This window comes from Pseudomonas sp. IT-93MI4, assembly GCF_949767635.1.
In the GTDB taxonomy this organism is placed as follows: domain Bacteria; phylum Pseudomonadota; class Gammaproteobacteria; order Pseudomonadales; family Pseudomonadaceae; genus Aquipseudomonas; species Aquipseudomonas putida_A.
On the sequence record NZ_CATKPP010000021.1, the window covers coordinates 1 to 3,029 of the forward strand.

Sequence of the window (3,029 nt, forward strand, 5' to 3'; positions counted from 1 at the left end):
GCTATGGGGCGGGCTATATCGTTTCCCTGTCACTGAAAATCAGTGATCGGGTTTGGTAGCCCGTTTCTAAGTGTGATGGCGACACCGTGTGCAGTCCCTTTTCAGGGACTCGATTTCATGGTGGCCATGCGTGGGGCTCCTTCGGGAGCGCCGGGTTTTCCTGCTTAGACCGGTCTACCAACCCGCGTATGGCCGCCACCCTCGTTTGGTAGCGAGAGTGATGGCTCCTTACTTTTGCTAAGCAGGAGCTTCATCCATGTTCAAAGCCACACCCAACCCCCCAGACACCTCGATCCCGTACGACCCAGCCCTCGACCCGCAGAAGATAAAAGCGGCAACCGACCGCGTCATCAACTTCTACCTCAACCCCGGCGCCCTGAAGATCTCGATCCCTTCAACCTCGTCATGCCAATCGAACAGAATCTTCCTCATCGACCCCACCGTGGACGAAGAAACCTTGCTCGTCGAAGCCTGCGAATCCTTAGCCGCGGGCAGTGACATGGCCCGCGATATCGGCGACACCGTCGACAACTCACAGCGCCGGGCCATGCTGATGCTGCATCAGGTGATCATGCTCAGTGAGCTGATGGTCAACCGGGTACTGGACAGCCGCCGCGTGCCGAACTAACTGCCCGGTCCCCTGTAGGAGCTGCCGAAGGCTGCGATCTTTTGATGTTGCTTTTAAAAAACAAGATCAAAAGATCGCAGCCTTCGGCAGCTCCTACAGGTCGTCATCCATTCAAAGTGCCTCGATCGGAGTTCCACCTGATGCCCGAACCCAAGCCCAACCCGCCGACCACAGACCCGCTATCACCCTACGAATCCCTCAACTCAAGAAAACTCCACGAAGCCGCCGAACGCGCCCTCGACCATTACCTCGCGCCCGCGAACATCATGGCCACACCCTACACCCCCAGCAGCATGTTCCTGGTCAACCCGCAAACCGACACCGAATCCCTGCTGGCCAACGCCTGCGAATCCCTGGCCTCGGCCACGGTGATGCTCGGCGATTTCGCCGGCACGCTGGAGGGGCCGGGCCGTAATACGGCGCTGGGCATTGCCCAAGTGGTGATGCTGGGGGAGTTGGCGGTGAATCAGGCGCTGGATAATGTTGTGCCCAAGGAACAGGCACCAACAGTCATGGCCTCTTCGCGAGCAGGCGAAGACCTAGATGGATCTGCGTTGGTCACAGGTTACGCGCCCGGCAAAGATTTCTTGTAGGCGTAAACTTACTCACTACTGCCATTAAATAAATCAGTTCGACTATATTGCCTTTACAGGTCTGCTTCATGCCATAAGTGCGAAACATAGACAGGGACGGATAATTGAACCTGTCCCTGTCTTTTTAATGCCTGTAATTTTTTATAAGATTATTGGCTAAATATAAAGTTATCAAAGACAACAGCCGACCGGGCAGTGGTGACAATCATTTTTCTTATGCCAGATCCTTGGAATCGAGCAGGTTTCGGCTTGGTAAGGCTATCTGTTAGAAGTGTTATTTCGCCGAGCAGTCTATTCGTGGAGTCATAAAATTTAGCTGTCGCTGGGTCGATTGTGTGTGCGTAATCGAACGATATAGATGAGTAATTATTCCTGAATGTAAATGTAGTCGTGGAGTTGTCACCATTTATCCCTAAATATTTTCCGGCGAAAGGTGGCTCGTAATTGCTATTAGTCAAAATTGCTATATGTTGTCCTGCCACTGGGTTGCGCTCTATTGTCATAGTAGGAAGAACCAATACTACTGGCTCAATAACATTGCTCCTGTCGTTAAAGTTTTCACTCAAGGGTGGCGATATGATGACCACCCGCGGATTCGACACCTGCTCACTGCCATATTGGGCGGTGGCGGTGAAACTATGGGAGTCCACGCTCAAGTTCCTTGCAGTGATTTCCCAGTCACCACCTTGTGGATTGATGTCGGCAATGTCTATCTCGATGTTGCCGTCCTTGATCTGGACTTTCTGACCTTTAGCCCCTTTCCCTTTAAGCTTGACCGTGGTATCGACGGTCGATTGGCCATGGGGAATGTCTCTACCTTGGGAGTCTAGTGCATGGGTAATGGTCGGTGCGGTATTGGCCGTCACTGTCAACGTCCACGCCGTGGATACCTGCCCACTGCCATACTTAGCGATGGCGGTGAAGCTGTGAGCGGCCAAGCTCAAGCCTGTCAAGGTCAGTTCCCACAGGCCGGTCGTCAGGTTAACCGTCGCTTCACCTTTGACGGTGGTGCCGTCCTTGATCTGGACTTTCTGACCTTTGGCCCCGGCCCCTGACAACGTGATCTGGGTATCGACGGTGAATCCGCCTTTGGCAATCGCTGCTCCTTTGGAGTCGATGGCCTTGGTGATGGTCGGTGGGGTACTGGCCGTCACCGTCAATGTCCACGCTGCGGACACCTGACCACCGCCATACAGCGCGATGGCGGTGAAGCTGTGAGCGGCCAAGCTCAAGCCTGTCAGGGTCAGTTCCCACAGGCCGGTCGTCAGGTTAACCGTCGCTTCACCTTTGACGGTGGTGCCGTCCTTGATCTGGACTTTCTGACCTTTGGCCCCACCCCCTGACAACGTGATCTGGGTATCAACGGTGAATCCGCCTTTGGCAATCTCATTCCCTTTGGAGTCTTCCACTAGGGTAATTTCTGGGCGCACATCCTCAATCGCTTTGATCGTATAAGTGCGCACCGGAAACTCCACCGCCTCACTCTCCACCGTGCTCTGACCAAGCGCCGCTTTAAACGCCAACTCCAGATCGCTGCCATCCTGCAGAGCTTTGAGCTCATCGGCTGGAAGCGAAACAGTGAAGAACCGGTCAGCGATCCAGTCGGGGTTGGTGCCGGCCGTCGGCGCACTCCAGATCTCGCGTGTGTAGGCGCTACCGTCGGCATTGGTCCCGCACAGGCGCAACCAGACGTATTGGTTGAGGGCGATCAGCGGCCAGTCGCCCATGCGTACGGAAGCTTGGGTCAGGTTGCCGGTATGCAGGTCCGGGCCGGCGCCGTCGTTGTCGGCCTGCTCGATGGTGGGGCT

The 3,029-nt window shown here is 55.2% G+C and carries 1 protein-coding gene and 2 pseudogenes; 2 read left to right on the top strand and 1 reads right to left on the bottom strand.

The window, feature by feature from the left end:
• Window positions 1-256: 256 nt before the first annotated feature.
• The gene (locus tag ACM6I7_RS11760) at window positions 257-628 is read left to right on the top strand and encodes a DUF6124 family protein (RefSeq protein ID WP_414888633.1); all 372 of its coding nucleotides are present in this window, start codon (window positions 257-259) and stop codon (window positions 626-628) included.
• Window positions 629-768: 140 nt separating this feature from the next.
• Window positions 769-1,125, top strand: a pseudogene (locus tag ACM6I7_RS11765) (DUF6124 family protein); the annotation flags it as partial.
• A gap of 245 nt (window positions 1,126-1,370) precedes the next feature.
• Here ACM6I7_RS11765 and ACM6I7_RS11770 read toward each other — a convergent pair.
• Window positions 1,371-3,029: pseudogene (locus ACM6I7_RS11770) on the bottom strand (hypothetical protein); the annotation flags it as partial.